Origin of the sequence: Siminovitchia jepli, from assembly GCF_047228825.1 — a bacterium.
GTDB lineage: Bacteria > Bacillota > Bacilli > Bacillales > Bacillaceae_C > Siminovitchia.
Window position 1 is genome coordinate 31,961 of record NZ_JBFEGN010000004.1, and the last position, 17,130, is coordinate 49,090.

Sequence of the window (17,130 nt, forward strand, 5' to 3'; positions counted from 1 at the left end):
AAAAACGATGGAATTGAAAGGGAAAAAAGTGTTCATTTTGGGAGAAAGAGACGGGGTGCCGGCACCGGCCATTGAGGAATGCCTGAAAGCTGCCGGAGTGGATGTTATTTATAAAGATACCCAGTGCTTCGTCTGAACGGCAGCAGGTGCGGTGGACCAGGTGGTCCAGGGAGAGTTGAAAAAAGCTGCTGAAGAATATGGAAGCGAGAACGTTGTGGTGATCTTGGGATCCCCGGATGAAGACAGTGTTGATATTTATGCCGAAACCGTAACGCTTGGAGACCCGACCTATGCGGGGCCTCTGGCCGGGGTGGCGCTTGGATTGCATGTGTACCACATTTTGGAAGATGAAATCAAAGCGCAAATACCGGAAGATATCTACGAGGAGCAGGTCGGTCTTATGGAACTGTCGCTTGACAAGGATAGCATATGTGCAGCGAGTAAACAGGCCAGGGAGAATTATTTGAAGGGTGAATGATTCATACTGCCAGGACATGGTTCATGAAGAAGGTCCGCCGCCAATCATTTGGGGGCGGATTTACTATTATAAAAGTGCTTCCCGATGCTTGAGAGGCACTTTTTCTTTTAAGTAAAATATTCGGAATATTCCATTGTTATATAAATGTCATTTTGTTATAATAGTATTATATCCAGGAGACACACGTCTAAAGGAATAAAACCCTTAATACGTGAATAACTTTATTATTGGGAAGGTTTTGAAAACGCTAACAAAAGTTGTTAAATGTAGAGGGGGAATAAAGGATGTATTTGAAAAAAAGATTTGGTTTCATAGCCGTCATTTTGCTGGTACTATTGGCCCTGGCAGCATGCGGGGGAGCGGGCGGCAAGAAAAGAGTGGCGATAGGACCGCCGGCCAGTGAGACGAATACTACTTCAAAATTGATTTTAAAAGCGTACGGCATAAAGGATGGGGATTATGAGGAGTTCCAGGAAGGGTTTGGCGATGCGGCGGATGGGGTGCAGGATGGCAATATCGATGTCTCCATCGGCATTTTGGGGCTGCCTGCCGGAAACATTGAAAGCCTGCAAGCATCGGCAGGAGATGTAAAAATGCTTGAACTTTCTGATAAGGCCATTCAATATATTGAAGAAAACAGCGGTTATAAAAGATATACCATTCCGAAGGACACGTATGATTTCCTTGATTCAGATATCGAAACTGTGACAGCCTACGCCATTTTAATGGGAAATACGAATACCATTGACGAGGAGCTCGGCTATGAGCTGGCTAAAACGATGATTGAAAAGGCGAGTGAAAATACGCACGCCCAGGCGGTGCACATGACGCTTGAAAATGCACTGGAAGGTGCCGAAGGGCTGCCGATTCATCCCGGTGCGAAAAAATATTACGAAGAACAAGGTTTAACGGTGGATAATCCTGTTGCGGAAGTGAAGGCGGATAAAGCGGATAGGAAGAAAGAATTGATTTTGGGAACGGGAAGCCAGGGCGGTACATACTACCCGCTCGGTGGTGAAATGGCCAATATTTGGAACAAGCATTTGGATGGTGTCAATATTACAAATACAGAGACAGGAGCATCCATAGAGAATCTGTCCAGCATCCGGGATAATAACATGGATCTGGGCATGACTGTACACGTGCCGGCTCTGGCCGCAATGAAGGGAGAAGGCGATTTTAAAGGCAACAAGGTGGAAAATGCGGCGTTTATCGGCCATATTTATCCTGAAGTCATTCAAATTGTGACCCGCGAAAAAACTGGCATTAAAAGCTTGGAGGATTTAAAAAAATAATCGTTCATAAAATGAAAGAGATGATGTAAAGCTAGTCATCTCTTTTCCTTCCTTTCCTTCTATAGATCACATTTAGAGGTGGTGTATCACTGAATGAACCATAACCCGCAAGCTGATGCTCAGAAAGTTCTGGAAAAATATGATAGGGAAAGTCAATTTAGGCAGCAAATCGGGAGATGGCGATGGGGTGTCACGTTTTTAGGCGTATATTTAACTGTCTTCCATTTATATACCGGATATTTCGGCACGTTGCCTTCCCAAAAACAGGGGGCTATCCATTTGGGAACAGCTCTTGGAATGATTTTTTTACTTTTTCCGGCAAAAAAAGGCATGCACCGAATTCAAAAAAAAGTTCCCTGGTATGATGTCGTTTTGGCTTTTGCGGCAATGTATGTAACGTACCATAAAATATTTTTTTTCGAACCCCTGCTAAAAAGCCGCATAACAGGATACAGTATGATTGATATTCTTATATCGATCATTGGCATTCTTCTTGTTCTGGAAGCTACACGAAGAACAGTTGGCGTACCGATTGTTGTAGTGGCAAGCATAACCATTTTATACGCCATCTTTGGAAAATACATCCCGACAACGATTTTATCCCATCCAGGTTTTTCGGTCGATCGGATTTCTCCCAATTTGTGGTATCAAGAAAGCGGGGTATTCGGGACACCCGTTCAAATTTCCGCAAAATTCATCTTTCTGTTTTTATTTTTTGGAGTGATGCTGATTCATACACAAATCGGCCAGTTTTTTAATGATTTGGCTTTTTCCTTGACAGGACGCTTTACGGGCGGGACTGCAAAAACGGCTGTTGTAGCAAGTGCCCTTCAAGGAATGGTTTCGGGAAGCTCCGTTGGTAATACCGTAGCATCGGGATCATTTACAATTCCCATGATGAAAAAATCAGGTTTTACGCCCGAGTTTGCTGGTGCAACGGAAGCCTCCGCTTCAACGGGAGGGCAAATTATGCCTCCGATCATGGGAGCGGCAGCTTTCATTATGATGGAATATTTGGGGGTGCCGTACTCCACCATTATGCTGGCGGCAGCTATACCGGCCGTTTTATACTTTACCGGGATTTTCATTGGAACTCATTTCGAGGCAAAAAGGTTGGGGATCGTTGGTCTGCCTAAATCACAGCTCCCTGTATTCAAAGATTTGATGTTTAGGAATGGCTATATGCTGATTCCGGTAGTCCTTATGATCGGCACGATTCTTTCCGGATTTACACCACAGCGTGCCGCCATGTTAGGGATCGCCGCCGTTTTCGTTGTCAGTTTAGTGCGGAAAGATACCCGGCTGTCTTTCCGAAGCATCATTGATGTGTTGGAGCAAGGGGCGAGGGTTGCACTCCCTGTGATTGCAGCAGTGGCAACTGCCGGCATTATCGCCGGGGTGGTCAGCATTACAGGGCTGGGGGCAAAATTTGCAGCGGGAATCATTGCCTTATCGGGTGGTTACTTGATTTTTGCTCTTATCTTTACAATGATTGCCTGCCTCATTCTCGGAATGGGCCTGCCGACAACGGCCAACTATGTCGTTACGGCAACCGTAGCTGCGCCTGCCCTGATCAATGAATTCGGGCTTGCACCCATTGCCGTACACATGTTTGTGTTTTACTTTGGGATTGTTGCTGACATTACGCCGCCGGTCTGCCTGGCTGCATATGCCGGGGCAGGGATTGCGAGAGCCAACCCGTTTAAGACTGGTGTAACAGCCGTAAAACTCGCCATCGCGGCATTCATCATTCCGTATATATTCATTTATAACCCCATATTCGTATTGGTGGATGTCACCCCGCTTCGTCTCATCATCGCATTCATCGGCGCCATTATTGGCATGATTGGTGTCAGCAGTGCGATAATCGGCCATTATGTTTGTGACACACTCCCCTGGGAACGGATCGCCTTATTTATCGGCGGCATCATGATGATTTTTCCCGAAACAATCTCGGATATAATCGGAGCCGGAATAATGCTCGCAATATGGTTTATACAAAAACAGCGGAAGGATATTCAAAAGGGAAGGCCGGGTGCGAGTGCAACTGTATAAAAACAAGACTGTCCCAGAAGTCAATGAAACAGACTTCTGGAACAGTCCTTTTTTGATTTTTATACAGCTCGTTGCAAACAATTAGTATGAATATAGAAGAATTATAGGAGATTGCCCACAATTATTTTAAATATCAATCAATTCTATCCGGTTAAAGCGATTATGTACTTATAAGCTCCCGCCCGGAAACGATCACACCGTCCTCATCGGCATAAACGTAATCTCCCGGTTTCCATGTAACTCCTCCAAATTCCAGCATGCCGCCGCGTTCTCCCTTTCCTTCTTTTTTGCTCTTCAAAGGGGTTGTTCCAAGGGCAAATATCCCGATATTGATATTGGCCAGATCGGCTGAATCTCTGACGCAGCCGTTGATGATCACTCCGGCAAGCCTCCTTGAAGCAGCGATGCCTGCCAAACGATCCCCCATTAAAGCGCAATTCCTTGAGCCGTCTCCATCAACGACGACAACAGCATTTTCAGGAACACTTTCCAGCGCCTGCAAAAAAAGGACGTTGTCTTCATGGACCTTCACGGTTTCAATTTTTCCGAAAAATCGGGCCTTTTTTCCATATGAGTGAAAGTCAATTTTGCATACCTGGACATGCTCCGAATGGTCATCACACAAATCCGCCGTTTTAAAATTCGCCAATGTACCTCTCCTCCTCAAAAATAAGTTCTGTAACCGATTACCTTAAGTATACAAAGTTTCAGGAAGATTGTCGCAATTTTCTTCCCTATTCAATCAGCGGGATTTTTAGAAAGACTCTTTTATTGATTTAGGCTTCGCATAGAAATTCACCAAGTGGTGAAGGAAAGCTTGAATTGCTGATGAAAAGCTCATTCCTTTCCGATAGATTGCCCCTACTTCCATTATAGGCATGGGGTCGGCCATATTAATGATTTTGATGGAGAGATTTTCTTCATAAGTGGTATACAATTTGGGCAATATGGTGATGCCGTTATTTAAGATAGCCATCCTGATCAGTGAATGGGTATCTGACAATTCGATAATAGGCTGTAATTGCAATCCTTTCTTTTTAAAAAAAGAATCAATTGCCTGCCTGATGATAAATTGTTTCGGAAGCGAGAAAAACGGATAATTTGCCAAATCTTCCACATGTACTGTATCCTTTTGGACTAAAGGATGGTTGTTTGCTGCAACGATAGACAGTTTTGATTTAAATAAGGGGATCGTTTCGATTTGCGAATGCTCGACGGGTAAAAAGACAATCCCAAGATCGAATTCCGAGTGTAACAGTCTTTCAATCGTTTTTTCAGTTTCCAGGTCAAAGACAGAGACATGAATATTCGGATGCTGTTTATGAAATGATAAAAGCGGTGAATAGAGCAAATGATTGCCCGAACAACCAATCCGCAGATGCCCCCGATTTAGCCCTTTCAGTTCCTGAATGACCGTTTTGGCTTGGTCCAACTCAAAGAAAATTCGGTTGACATGTGTCAGTAAAATATGGCCGGATTCCGTTAATTCTATTTTCTTCCCATTACGATGAAAGAGAACTGTGTCCAATCGCTCTTCGAGCAGGCGTATTTGCTGGCTCAATGTTGGCTGGCTGATCCCAAGCCTTTCTGCAGCCTTTGTAAAATGCAACTCTTCCGTTACTGCCAAAAAATATTGTAATAACCGAATTTCCAAGTAAAACACCACCTTATAGATATAAACTATTAAACATATAGATGTTATAGTATTGTACTATTCAAATTGTCCGATTACAATGTATTTATTAAAAGTTTTGAAAAGTAACTGAAAATAGAAAGGTGAGATCCAGTTGAATAAATACACCACAAGTACCGCATTTTTAGAAGCCCTTCAGGAAGCCGGAGTTTCTTATGTTTTTTCTAACTTTGGCAGTGATCATCCTGCGATTATCGAGGCATTGGCCGAAGCAAAAAAGAAAGGAAAGGATTTTCCAAAGGTGATTACCTGTCCTCACGAAATGGTAGCTCTTAGTGCTGCCCACGGCTATGCACTTGTGACAGGAAAGCCCCAGGCAGTCCTCGTCCATGTGGAATGCGGAACGCAAAATTTGGGAGCTGCCATTCACAACGCCTGGAAAGGAAGGATACCTGTAATAATATTTGCAGGCACTTCACCGTTTACACAGGAAGGCGAATTACTGGGAAGCAGAAATGAATTCATCCACTGGATTCAAGATGTTCCGGATCAACGCGGAATTGTAAGGGGTTACACGAAGTATGACAATGAAATTCGTACAGGGACAAATGTAAAGCAAATGGTTCACCGTGCATTTCAAATTGCCCAATCAAGCCCGCAGGGGCCGGTCTATTTGGTTGGCGCACGGGAAGTGATGGAAGAGGAAACTGTTCCTGTGACAATAAACAATGAACTGTGGAAACCCGTTGCACCAAGAGCTTTGCCGCCAAAGGATGCTAAAGCGATTATCGAGGATCTGTACAGAGCCAAAAGACCGCTTGTAGTCACGTCATATTTGGGCAAAAACAAACGTGCTGTAGGTGAACTTGTAAAGTTTTGCGAAAAAATAGCCATTCCGGTACTGGAATCCGTACCCAGCCATATGAATTTTCCGGCCGACTCCTCCCTTCATTGCGGCTATCAGTGGAACACGGATAAACAAAACAAATTGCTTGCAGAGGCAGATTTTATTTTGGTATTGGATAGTGATGTCCCGTGGATTCCATTAAAGAATAAACCTTCAAAAGATGCAATTATTTATTATATAGACGAAGATCCATTGAAGGAAGGCATGCCTCTTTGGTATATCCCATCCAAGCGGTTTTTTGCTGCAGATGCGGAAACTGCACTACAGCAATTAAATGATATTCTTTCTCACAGTACTTTTGACAAAGGACAAATAGAGAAGAGAAGAGCATGGGTGGAAACATACCATCAACAATTGCAGAAAAAACAGTTAGATGCTGAAAAATATCAGGAAGAATACATTACTCCTGAATATTTGCTGGCTTGTATCAGGGAAATATGTGATGAAAATACAGTTGTGATCAATGAACTGATCTCTAATTACCAAGCATCTTATACACATTTAAACAGAAATGAGCCCGGATCGATATTGGGAAGCGGAGCTGGCGGCCTTGGTTGGAACGGCGGCGCTTCCATCGGAGTAAAACTGGCTGATCCTTCCAAAACGGTCATAAACCTCACTGGTGACGGGTCTTACATGTTTAGTGTGCCCTCTACCGTTCAGTGGATATCAAGGCGGTATAATGCCCCTTTTTTAACGGTTATTTTCAATAATCGCGGCTGGAAATCTCCGAAACTATCCACTTTGGGGGTTCATCCGGAAGGAATAGCGAACGAGACAAATGAGTTTTTTGTTGACTTCACCCCGCATGCTGATCTTTCCAAAATAGCCGAGGCCTCCGGGGGAGCCTATGCAAGGAAAGTAGAAGATCCTGCAAATGTAAAGAATGCTCTTCAGGAAGCGTTGAAGGCAGTTCGTTCAGGAAGATCTGCGGTTTTGGATGTTTATTTACCTTCAATAAAAGAAGAAGGGCAAATGGCTAAGAAAAAAGATTTCGCTTCTCTTTAAAAAATCGCTTCATTTTGCCAGCACTCGCCCTAACCTTTTATTTGATGATACATGCAGGCGGCTTATTCATTAAAAATGGGAGTGATCACGCATGATATTAAAAGGATGGCAACGGTATCATACGATTTGGGCCATGTTATTTTTGGGGTGGTTCGTTTCATATATAGATAGAGTCGCAACTGGTCCGGTTGTTACCTGGATGATTGAAAACGAAGTTTCGTTCATGGCCAATGTGGAAAATCCACATGGCTTGGGCGGATTAATTGGCAGTTTATTTTTTGCCGGTTTTATGTTGAACCAGTTGCCCGGAGGATATTTGGGCGACAAATTTGGTTATCGGACGATTGTTGTTTTAAGTATTTTCTGGGCAGGGGTTGTTACGCTCCTGACCGGTGTAATCGGCGGTTTGGTCGTATTTGTATTGATGAGGGTCCTGCTCGGATTAGGTGAAGGTGTTTTTTATTCAAATGACAGATCATATATTGTTTTCAATACTCCGCCAGAAAAAGTGGGACTTGGCATGGGTGTCGTCATTACCGGATTATCCGTTGGTTTGACAGTTGCGACAATTGGTGTGCCGCTGCTGATTAATGCAGCAGAACCATTCATGGGAAAAGAGGCATGGCGCTCTCCTTTCCTCATCTGTGGGATATTCACCATGTTTTGTGCCTTTCTCATTTTTAAATTTATGAGGCCCAACATCATTCCGGGACAAAAGGTAGATCCCAACTCTCCTGGAATTAAGGAAGAATATGGGAAAGCTATTACACATATGGTCCTTTACGCAGCCATTTTTCTTGCCATTATTATGGGAATCTATTTTGCTTCAACAAAACTTGGGTTATCAAATATCGGAATAGCATTTATTCTTACTGCATTATGTCCATTATTAATATTCGTTGTTTATAAAATGAAAAAGTCAGAAGTGCATCCCATTCTTTTTAACAAAAACCTTGTTTTCCTGTACCTTTCTTTCATTCCGGTGATTTGGCATTTATGGTTTTACGGATATTGGTCAGTGGCGATTGTTCAGGATTTCGGCGGCGGTGCCTTACTGGCTGCTGCGCTTGTGGCCTCTTTTAATGGCCTTGCCGGAATTATTGGCTTTCCGCTCGGAGGAAAAATCTCTGACAAGTTGGTGGACAAACCAAACGGGAGGCGAAATGTATTAGTCATTCTGACCGTATTGTTGACCATTTCCATTTTTATTTTCGCTGGGTATGTCATGACAGGCAACAATAATCCTGTCCTGATGTCGATCATTCTGTTTATTTCAGGGTTGTTCTTCTTCGCTCTCCAGCCGGTGTCCCACGCTCTTTTGGCAGATTTAGCCCCGGCCGAGCAACGGGGGACCGCTTTTGGTATGATGAACTTAATTTCAGAAATTGGTGCCGTGCTGTGCCCTGTTGTATCGGGAGTCCTTCGGGATAGTACAGGAAGCTGGGGCATACCGCTTTTGCTGGATGGCGCTTTAATGGCAGCCAGCTTCCTGCTAGTTTTGGGAATTTCCCAGAAAGCGGTTCAGCGCGTGCAAGCAAAGCCAAGTGTTTCGTAGTCGTGATTTAAATCTTGGCTTTTATGCAACAAATGATATAATAGATGGAAAAGTAAAAATATTTTTACGTATTCATAGAAAGACATTAGGAGATGGCAAGTAATATACCACATTACTTTGTAAGGGCTTGCATTGCGTTAAAATTCGCCATGTAGAGGTGAATAGCAAGTCTTTATGTTAGATTCTTTGTCGCAGCTATAAATAAGGGGGAGGAAATGAAGATGCAAAACTTTGAAACGATGACGAAAAGCTATATGAACGGAGAGTGGGTGGAAGGAAACAGCGGAAGAACGTATCAAAATGTGAATCCCTACGATGATTCATTGATTGCGGAAATAAAAATAGCTTCCAAGGCACAATTGCAGGATGTTTTTAACATTGCCGGGAACGCACAGAAAAGCTGGGCCCGGTCATCCGTCGAAGAACGCAGGCAAGTGATTGAAAAAGCCATGGAGTATATGAATGAACATAAAGAGGAAATTGTCCGGCTGATCAGCAGGGAAACTGGCGGAACGATCTTAAAGGCAAATGTCGAACATCATCTCGCAATGGAAGTGATGGCGGAGGCGCTCAATTACGTGCATGAAGTAGGAACTGTAAGGGAAGTTCCCGGTGGGCCGGAAGGCAAAATCAATAAAATTTATCGTCTGCCCCTGGGCGTCATTTCGTCGATTTCGCCGTTTAACTTCCCGGTTAATTTGTCGCTCAGAACGATCGTTCCGGCCATCGCGCTTGGAAATGCGGTTGTCCATAAGCCGGATATCCAGGTGGGTCTGGCTGGCGGCGTCGTGCTGGCCAAAGCCTTTGAATATGCAGGGGTTCCGGCCGGTGTGTTCAACATGGTGCTGACCGATATTGAAGAAATCGGGGATGAGCTGCTCACCAATCCGATCACCCAGCTCATCAGCTTTACAGGTTCAACTGCCGTTGGCCGCCATATCGGCTCCATTGCGGGAGGAAATCTGAAGCGGGTTGCCCTGGAGTTGGGCGGAAACAGCCCCTTTGTCGTCCTGTCGGATGCTGACGTGGACCAGGCAGTGAATGCGGCGATCTTCGGTAAATATATACACCAGGGCCAAATTTGCATGATTATTAACCGAATCATCGTCCACAAAGATAAATACGACGAGTTTGTGGAAAAATTTGCAGCCAGGACGAAGGAGCTGCCGTGCGGGGACCCACAAGATCCTAAAACGGTCATTGGGCCGCTTATTAATAAGCAGCAATTGAGAAAAGCGGCAGGCTACGTGAAGTTGGCCAAAAAAGAAGGAGCCAGGACAGTCCTGGAAGGTAAAATAGAAGGCAACGTAATGAGTCCTTATATATTTGCCGATGTAAAAAATGACAGCGAAATTGCCCAGACGGAATTATTCGGTCCTATTGCCCTGATCATCAAAGCAGAAACAGATGATGAAGCGATTAAAATAGCCGGAGAAACGGATCACGGATTAAGCTCTGCCATTTTTACAAGTGATTTGGAAAAAGGGGAACGGTATGCGCTGCAGCTGGATGCCGGTATGACCCACATCAACGACCAGACCGTAAATGATGCGCCCAACATTCCGTTTGGCGGGACAAAAGCGAGCGGACTGGGCCGATTCGGCAACCCGTGGGTCGTGGATGAATTCACGACAACAAAATGGGTTTCCGTGCAGACGAAAGCGAGAGAATTTGCTTTTTAAAAACCCCATAAAACAATAGTAGAAGTGAGGCTGTATGAGTACCGAGTTTCCGGTTTTCCATGTTTCTCGTTTGCTTTTCCTTTGGATGGCAGCGTTATCCCGCAATATCCTGGAAGTGGCGACATCTGCCAGCAGCTTTTAGGGGAAAAAATGACAAAAGCAGGTGAAGAAAACGCAGTGATGTTCTTCACCTGCTTTTTTTTTAAAACTTTTATTCCGCATTGACTGGCAGTAATACCTCAACTTTAAGTGGGGGATGAAAGAAAACCCCTACTGATTGAAGTTTTACTGATATGAACGAAAATATAAAGTTCTTCTACCACAAAATTCCGCTAGACAATATTAAGCTGAGAGCAATCATTTATCTTTTTTTGCAGGATGATGGTGCTTTTTATCTGTTCTCTATTCATCGGATTTACAAACCGTTAAATTACACGGCACGAAGGCAAAAATCACTCTACGACGGTGAGCATACTAATATCCGTAGGTTTTCATGTTCCGTCTAAAGGAGCTTCCACCATCTTTATGCGTGGGTCAGCATGTGTTTCCCAACTGTCACAAGTGAAACACGTAGGTTCTACTTTCCGGTTTTTTTCTTTGCCTTCTAGCCTGTACTTAATTCCCTTCTTAATCCTATTTTTATTTTTAGTATGTTCCTGTTTTTCAGATTTGTCCTGAGCCACAGCGAAGCTGCTTTAGCAAGGGGTAATGGTGGCGGACGCGTTCGAAGATCCTATTCTGTTTGTTTAAGATGCGGCGAAATTCTCTCTTTTCTTTGGCCTCTAATTCCACACCCTTCACTCTTTCAATTTTTCCGGAAAATGCCGGCTTTTTCCAAAAAGGCGAAAATCGATCTGCATATTTGCAGATGTTCTAAATGTCACATAAATCTGCTGTTTTAAATGTTGCCAATGAAAACATCCTCCTTGAAGAGCCGAAAATTTTCATAGACATGGAGAATCCATGTCACGTCTTTTTTAGGTATTTTAATGGGACTGCTGCATGAGTAAGCTTAAGCGGCTGTTTTTCGAGAAAGCTTCTAATTCTTTCATAAAAAGGTGTATTAGTGGGTTGTGGTTATTTTTGTTCCAAGCAATGATGAAATCCGTATCATCAATGGTTTCTTCCAGTTCCATAAATCTGAGAGTTGGAGAGGGTGCAGCAATTGTTCTGGGAAGCATGGAAATCCCCACACCTGCTTCAATCATGAGTAAGACCGTTTCGTAACAAGAGCATTCTTGGACGATATTTGGAATATACCCGTATTTAGCAAATGTGTCGGTGATATGTCGATAGCCGTCCGGAGAAACTTTTTGACTAATAACAATCATTGGTTCAGAGGATAAAGCGTGAATACTAATTTTTTCTTGTTTTGCAAGCGGGTGCTCTTTCGGCATGACAATATTAATAGGCATATTGGAAATTTTCCTCCATTTTAATTCTGGGAATTTTTCCATTGATACCCCTAATGTAAACCCTATATCCAAATCCCCATTTTTAATGAATGTATTTAAGAGTGCTCGTGTATATTGTGTTAATTCGATTCCAATTTCGGGGAACTTTTTATTGAATTGGTGAATTAATTTTGGTAAGAAAGATCTTTCATGTCCTAAAAAACCAATTTTAATTGTTCCCGATATACCCTTACCAGCAAGCCGGGCTTTTTTTAAGGCTCGTTCATAATGAGCTATAACGCCTCGAGCTTCTTTAAATAGATGGGTTCCGGCTGTTGTTAATTGGACGGACCGTTTATTTCTTACAAACAATTGAACACCTATAAGCTCTTCAAGATTGGAAATCTGCTTGCTAATTGCCGATTGGGCAACAAAATGTTCGGCGGCCGCATCCGTAAAGCTTAAGTTTTCCGCAACGGAAACAAAGTATCGCAATTGTTTCAGATCCATCGGGCAATAGCTCCTTTCAATAAAATTATAATAGAGTGAATTCGTTTTACCGAATTTTTTGAATATAAAAAGTATATTGCTGTAAACTCTTTTTTATATTTCTCTTACTAGCAATATTACCATATAATTGACGAAATAGTAAGCGCTTGCCACAGGACAATGAGGGAGATATGTGGGGGAGCAGTCCCATTAAAATGCAACAGGAATCTTGTTGCATTTAAAGCGAGAGAAATGAACGAGTGGGTCCAATTAATCGGAAATGCTATTGCACCTGTGTTAGTCGTTGCAATTGCAGCGGCCGCAAATTTCGAAAATATCGAGGTAATTATATAACTGGGACGTTGGGACAGTCCTCCTGTTACAGTGACAGAAAAAATATCTAAAAGGTATTACTGTTAACAATTTTTTGTATTTTAAACCAAGGACAAGCTGCTCTATAATAAGAATATATAGTAAGCGCTTTCCTTATTGGCAACCCGATAGTTTTGGAGTTTGAAACATTTAGAGGGGGAATAGATATGAGCCTTTTAGTGAACAAATTGCCTGATCAAAAAATACCTTATTTGATCAGAAGTGGTGAAGGTGATCGATACGTTTTCGGCAGGCAGCTTGCTACGATTATAGCTAATGGAACAAGTACGGAGAATTTAGTAGAGCTAGTGATTCTATCCGGGGGGAAAGGGGATGCATTTCCGGCTCATAAACATGCCAAGAGTCATGAGGGCATTTATGTGTTGCATGGCAAGCTGGAAGTAGTAATTGAAGATAAGAAATATCTGTTGACTGATGGAAACTATGCTTTTATTCCGGCAGGTACCGTCCATGGTTATACGATGCAAAGCCATCGAACACAATTTTTGTCCGTTACTTCAAAAGGGGAAGTCTCCAGTCTTTATTCAGCAATCGGAAAGCCATATGACAAATTTGTACATCCTCAAAAAGCGATAAATGAACTTTCCGGAGAGGATTTTGCAGCAGCGGCAAATGTGGCAGATGTTTCCTTTCTCTTTGATCACCAAGTGGACGGAGCACCACAAATCGTCGAAAACGCTGTGGTCCCCGGAGATGTTTCACCATATGTCCTTGAAACAGGCGAAGGTGTCCGCCTGGTAACGGCAGACCAGCTTCACTCAGTCATCACTTCGCAGGCCAATACCAATTGTGATTTTATTACGGTAGTTACAGAAGGGCCAAAAGGGGAGAAAATTCCGGAACATTATCATCAAAAGCATACAGAGTTCTTCTTCGCCCTTGAAGGTCAAGTAACTATATGGGCAAATGGAGAAGAAGTTGTCCTTCACCCTGGAGATTTTCTTCATTGTCCAGCCAATACGGTTCATGCTTATCGCTTTGATTCCCACTATACAAAAATGGTTGGCTTCTTGGCAACGGGCTTATTTGAACCATTTTTCCATACGCTTGGCGATGTGTATGAAGATCATATCTTCCCGGCAGAACCGTATGCATTCCGTTTTGATCGGGTCCTGGCTAATTTAGATAAGCTTGATTTAGTTCCACTTGGAGGACCTCCCGCTAAAGAGGAGCCAACAACAGATGATAAGGAGACCATTAATGGCTGAAAATAGTCACCTATTAAAAAACAACACAAGTTACGAAATTGACATCATTTCTGATCTAGTTTATGCTTCCCCAAACGGAAGGGAGCTATTAGCAGATTTATATTTACCCAAAAATCGGAATAGACCTGTGCCTGTCATTATCTGGCTTCATGGGGGCGGGTGGCGATTTGGAGATCGTAAGTTAGGTCCCGATTTTTCAAAATACTTCGCAAGTTACGGTTATGCAATGGTGAGTATTGATTACCGTTTAAGTGGTGAAGCAACCTTTCCAGCCCCAATCCATGATGTGAAAACAGCGATTAGATGGGTAAAATCTATCGCAGAGGAGTACGGGATTAATCGTAAAAAAATCGGCCTCTGGGGATCTTCGGCTGGCGGCCATCTCACTGCTTTTGCAGCAGCCACTGGTTCTAGTCTTTTTCTGGGTGAAACCCCCGAATACGAGGAATGGTCAAGTGAAGTACAGGCTGTAGCGGTTGGCTATGGACCTGTTGATTTTCTGAAAATTGATGAACAAAAGGGTGTAAATGGCATCATTGAAGGAGATCCGGAATCCGTGCAAATTTCAGCTGATAAAAAAAGCTCTGATCCGGATTCATTTGAGTCGTTATTTATAGGGGCACCAATCGAAACATGTCCTGACCTTGTACGTAAAGCCAATCCGGTTACATATGTGAAACAGGGGCTGCCGCCATTTTTGATTATGCATGGTTTAAGCGATGTTGCCGTTCCGGCACAGCAAAGTGAATTGTTATATGAAGCCATGGTTGAGAAAGGGAATGATGTATCACTGTATTTGATTGAAGGCCTTGGGCATGGATTTTTTAATCGCACGAATTTGGACGATGCGGGGCCGCGGTCGGTGAAATACCGTTCCTCTCATAATGGAATAGAAGTATCTGCTGAAGAAATTTCGTGCTTGATTTTTCATACAATCGAAGCATTTTTTCGAAAAACATTCGAACGTTAATACCGCAAAAGAAGCGCTGGCAAACTGGACATTGCCGGCGTATTTTTTGAACCGGGAAACTTTTTGACAGAAATATTTTATAGTCTCCTTGAAACGTTTGTTCGTATTCGGATAATTGATTTAATATTCGGATTTAAATATTAATAAAGGCTGTCATAAAATAATGCTGAATACTGCTGTATGTGAACCTATGGAATTTGGTGCCGCATCGCCGGATTATGACGGCCTGTGGAAAAAAACTGATTGCGTGGAAAGAGGTTACCGGTTTAAGCGTGAATTGTTGTGAAATATATTAAAAAAGGCAGAGAACGGGCATGCAGGAAGATCTCAATACGTATCGGCACTATTTTATTTCATTGAATCCATTTTGGAGCTTCCGGATCAATTTGCACGGAAACTAAGGGAAGACATCCAACCAATTGTTTCAAAGGAGGCGGCTCAGATGTTGCGTTCAGAGGAATTTATGAAATTGCCGACATTGGCGGACATGTGGGAGAAATGGAAAGAAGAAGGGAAGAAGGAAGGGATGGAAAAAGGAAGAATGGAGGAAAGACAACGCTTGGCAATCGAGCTTCTAAAGGAAAACTTTACAGACGAACAGGTGGCAAAACTGACCAAACTAAGTCTGGAAGAAGTTTTGGAATTAAAAGGACAATTACGAAACTGAGGAAAGAGAGGTTGTCTTTGTTTAATTGGACTGGTCTCTTTTTTTTTCAGGTACCACACATCCTGTAATTCTTGCGTTATTGTTTTCCGCCTGTTTATAGGAATACAGGGAGTGCCAGTAAGAACAGAAAATTTTTAGTTTTGGTGCTTCCTTGTTCTTAACCCCAGATAGATTGAAAAATAAGAAAATGGATAATTGACAATCGGAATATCCATGTTATTATCTATTTAGGTAACTAAGTTATCCATTTTGAAAAAATAAGGGGTGTTCCACATGGCGGAAAAAGCGGTGTTTACAAAAGAAGAGCTGGACAGGTACTATGAAAATATGAAAAAGGATCATCTTGGCCCATTATGGCATGATCTTGGCCACATGGTCACAAAAGAACCGGTACATGATGTCAAACCGTATTTGTGGAAATGGAAAACAATCCGTGAATACGCAATTCAGTCTGGAAAAATGCTTGAGCCCGGCAAAGATGCAGAACGGCGGGTCGTTTATTTGCAAAATCCGAGTTTGCTGGAAAGAGGGCTCGTCGGTTATGGAACGCATACATTATATGCCGGCATTCAATTGCTCCTTCCCGGTGAAAGCGCTCCATCACACCATCATTCGCAATCAGCCATTCGATTTATTATTGAAGGAGACGGGGCTTATACAGCAGTTAATGGACAAAAGATCTTCATGGAACGCGGGGATATGATATTAACGCCGGCCTGGACATGGCATGAACATAAACATGAGGGCACCGAACCGATGTTTTGGCTGGACGGCCTGGATGTCGGCCTTGTGAGAACGCTTGCAGCTTCCTTCTTTGAGCCATATGAGGAAGAATCTTATCCTGAAATTCCACTTGAACATTATTCAGCCGAACAATTTTCCAAAGGCTCTTTTAAAAAGCTGAATGAAACTGTCAAACCTGGCTACCCATCTCCAATATTCGGCTATAAGTTCGAACGGGTGAAATATTTGCTCAATGAAATGGATATGGAAGATTATGACGAATATGATGCATTCGCCATTGAATATATAAACCCGGCCACAGGGGGATCTGCGGATTCAAGGATTGGCACGATGATGCAAAAGCTCCCATCCGGCAAGCACACAAAAGCCCATCGCCATGTTCACAGCGCCATTTACCACGTACTTGAGGGGAGCGGGTATACGGTTATTGACGGCCAAAAATTTGAATGGGAAAAAGGGGACTTTTTCATTTTGCCGCCATGGAGTTATCATGAGCATGTCAATACTGGAGAAGGAGATGTATTTTTATTCTCATTTAATGATAAGCCGGTCATGGAAAAGCTTGAATTGGAATTCGGCGAGTCATACAAAGAAAACGGCGGACGGCAATCAGTTACATCCACATTTACGCCATACACGAATGCATAAGGGG

At 43.0% G+C, this 17,130-nt stretch carries 13 protein-coding genes; 10 read left to right on the forward strand and 3 right to left on the reverse strand.

Going from position 1 to position 17,130, the window contains the following annotated elements; translation table 11 throughout:
• The first annotated feature begins 7 nt into the window (after nucleotides 1–7).
• The 3 genes from grdA to AB1L08_RS03740 all read left to right on the forward strand — a co-directional run bounded on the left by grdA (nucleotide 8) and on the right by AB1L08_RS03740 (nucleotide 3,828).
• Nucleotides 8–478, forward strand: a complete 471-nt coding sequence (gene grdA, locus AB1L08_RS03730) for a glycine/sarcosine/betaine reductase complex selenoprotein A (RefSeq protein ID WP_413063336.1) — start codon at nucleotides 8–10, stop codon at nucleotides 476–478.
• Nucleotides 479–762: 284 nt separating this feature from the next.
• A complete protein-coding gene (locus tag AB1L08_RS03735; protein ID WP_413063337.1) occupies nucleotides 763–1,773 on the forward strand; it encodes a TAXI family TRAP transporter solute-binding subunit in 1,011 nt (336 codons plus the stop codon).
• 93 nt (nucleotides 1,774–1,866) lie between these two features.
• Entirely contained in the window at nucleotides 1,867–3,828 is a 1,962-nt protein-coding gene (locus AB1L08_RS03740; protein ID WP_413063338.1) for a TRAP transporter permease, read from the forward strand.
• Between the two features lie 160 nt (nucleotides 3,829–3,988).
• Here AB1L08_RS03740 and rraA read toward each other — a convergent pair whose 3' ends face one another.
• A complete protein-coding gene (rraA, locus tag AB1L08_RS03745; RefSeq protein WP_413063339.1) occupies nucleotides 3,989–4,477 on the reverse strand; it encodes a ribonuclease E activity regulator RraA in 489 nt (162 codons plus the stop codon).
• A gap of 105 nt (nucleotides 4,478–4,582) precedes the next feature.
• A complete protein-coding gene (locus AB1L08_RS03750) occupies nucleotides 4,583–5,482 on the reverse strand; it encodes a LysR family transcriptional regulator (RefSeq protein ID WP_413063340.1) in 900 nt (299 codons plus the stop codon).
• A 133-nt stretch (nucleotides 5,483–5,615) separates the two neighbouring features.
• Here AB1L08_RS03750 and AB1L08_RS03755 point away from each other — a divergent pair, with 133 nt between their 5' ends.
• The 3 genes from AB1L08_RS03755 to AB1L08_RS03765 all read left to right on the forward strand — a co-directional run bounded on the left by AB1L08_RS03755 (nucleotide 5,616) and on the right by AB1L08_RS03765 (nucleotide 10,613).
• Nucleotides 5,616–7,376, forward strand: a complete 1,761-nt coding sequence (locus AB1L08_RS03755; protein ID WP_413063341.1) for a thiamine pyrophosphate-requiring protein — start codon at nucleotides 5,616–5,618, stop codon at nucleotides 7,374–7,376.
• A 91-nt stretch (nucleotides 7,377–7,467) separates the two neighbouring features.
• Nucleotides 7,468–8,931, forward strand: coding sequence for an MFS transporter (locus AB1L08_RS03760; RefSeq protein WP_413063342.1), 1,464 nt, complete (start codon nucleotides 7,468–7,470; stop codon nucleotides 8,929–8,931).
• 221 nt (nucleotides 8,932–9,152) lie between these two features.
• Entirely contained in the window at nucleotides 9,153–10,613 is a 1,461-nt protein-coding gene (locus AB1L08_RS03765; RefSeq protein WP_413063401.1) for an aldehyde dehydrogenase family protein, read from the forward strand.
• A gap of 986 nt (nucleotides 10,614–11,599) precedes the next feature.
• Here AB1L08_RS03765 and AB1L08_RS03770 read toward each other — a convergent pair.
• Entirely contained in the window at nucleotides 11,600–12,517 is a 918-nt protein-coding gene (locus AB1L08_RS03770) for a LysR family transcriptional regulator (RefSeq protein ID WP_413063343.1), read from the reverse strand.
• 518 nt (nucleotides 12,518–13,035) lie between these two features.
• Between AB1L08_RS03770 and AB1L08_RS03775 the strand changes: the two genes are divergently transcribed.
• The 4 genes from AB1L08_RS03775 (at nucleotide 13,036) to AB1L08_RS03790 (ending at nucleotide 17,126) form a co-directional block, all read left to right on the forward strand.
• Nucleotides 13,036–14,097 (forward strand): quercetin 2,3-dioxygenase, encoded by a 1,062-nt coding sequence (locus AB1L08_RS03775; protein WP_413063344.1) that lies wholly within the window; start codon nucleotides 13,036–13,038, stop codon nucleotides 14,095–14,097.
• Complete coding sequence (locus AB1L08_RS03780) at nucleotides 14,090–15,067, forward strand: alpha/beta hydrolase fold domain-containing protein (protein WP_413063345.1); 978 nt, start codon at nucleotides 14,090–14,092, stop codon at nucleotides 15,065–15,067. The genes AB1L08_RS03775 and AB1L08_RS03780 overlap by 8 nt, the downstream gene beginning before the upstream one ends.
• Before the next feature lie 442 nt (nucleotides 15,068–15,509).
• A complete protein-coding gene (locus AB1L08_RS03785; protein WP_413063346.1) occupies nucleotides 15,510–15,734 on the forward strand; it encodes a hypothetical protein in 225 nt (74 codons plus the stop codon).
• A 273-nt stretch (nucleotides 15,735–16,007) separates the two neighbouring features.
• Nucleotides 16,008–17,126 (forward strand): cupin domain-containing protein, encoded by a 1,119-nt coding sequence (locus AB1L08_RS03790; protein ID WP_413063347.1) that lies wholly within the window; start codon nucleotides 16,008–16,010, stop codon nucleotides 17,124–17,126.
• The last annotated feature ends 4 nt before the right edge of the window (nucleotides 17,127–17,130 follow it).

Bases quoted from the DNA above. Each gene is read 5' to 3' on its own strand.
- AB1L08_RS03775 (WP_413063344.1), top strand. From the start codon at position 13,036: ATGAGCCTTTTAGTGAACAAATTGCCTGATCAAAAAATACCTTATTTG.
- AB1L08_RS03780 (WP_413063345.1), top strand. From the start codon at position 14,090: ATGGCTGAAAATAGTCACCTATTAAAAAACAACACAAGTTACGAAATT.
- AB1L08_RS03765 (WP_413063401.1), top strand. From the start codon at position 9,153: ATGCAAAACTTTGAAACGATGACGAAAAGCTATATGAACGGAGAGTGG.
- AB1L08_RS03740 (WP_413063338.1), top strand. From the start codon at position 1,867: ATGAACCATAACCCGCAAGCTGATGCTCAGAAAGTTCTGGAAAAATAT.
- AB1L08_RS03790 (WP_413063347.1), top strand. From the start codon at position 16,008: ATGGCGGAAAAAGCGGTGTTTACAAAAGAAGAGCTGGACAGGTACTAT.
- AB1L08_RS03760 (WP_413063342.1), top strand. From the start codon at position 7,468: ATGATATTAAAAGGATGGCAACGGTATCATACGATTTGGGCCATGTTA.
- AB1L08_RS03770 (WP_413063343.1), bottom strand. From the start codon at position 12,517: ATGGATCTGAAACAATTGCGATACTTTGTTTCCGTTGCGGAAAACTTA.
- AB1L08_RS03735 (WP_413063337.1), top strand. From the start codon at position 763: ATGTATTTGAAAAAAAGATTTGGTTTCATAGCCGTCATTTTGCTGGTA.
- AB1L08_RS03785 (WP_413063346.1), top strand. From the start codon at position 15,510: ATGTTGCGTTCAGAGGAATTTATGAAATTGCCGACATTGGCGGACATG.